The organism is Shewanella sp. KT0246 (assembly GCF_019654955.1).
GTDB lineage: Bacteria > Pseudomonadota > Gammaproteobacteria > Enterobacterales > Shewanellaceae > Shewanella > Shewanella goraebulensis.
This window is the reverse complement of sequence record NZ_BPEV01000167.1, coordinates 1-359: the sequence shown is the minus strand read 5'-3', so window position 1 is coordinate 359 and position 359 is coordinate 1. Positions and strand designations below refer to the sequence as shown.

Sequence of the window (359 nt, the reverse complement as noted above, 5' to 3'; positions counted from 1 at the left end):
TGTTCATGCTGGCTTTAATGTTGTGACACGCTAAATACTGTTGAACCACATGAGCTCTGTATTCTGCCCCTCTATCGGTGTGAAACAGAACAGTCTCGCTGGGTTTACGCTTTCTTATTGCGAGCTTCAAGGCCTTTAAAGTCAACTCTGTTGTTTTGTTCTTTCCAAATGCCCAGCCTATGACTCGGCGGGAATACAAGTCGATGACAACGGCTAAATAATGCCACCTAGCCCCTACTTTTAAATACGTAATATCTCCTGACCATTGTTGATTCATACCTGTCGCTTTGGCCAAACCTTTACGCTTATTTTCAATCGCTTTATAGAAGAACTTTACTTTCGCTGGTTTACTGTATGTC

The 359-nt window shown here is 42.3% G+C and carries 1 protein-coding gene; it reads right to left on the bottom strand.

The window, feature by feature from the left end; translation table 11 throughout:
• Window positions 1-359 (bottom strand): DDE-type integrase/transposase/recombinase (locus K5Q58_RS20995; RefSeq protein ID WP_220755763.1); only part of this gene is annotated, 359 nt, incomplete at both ends.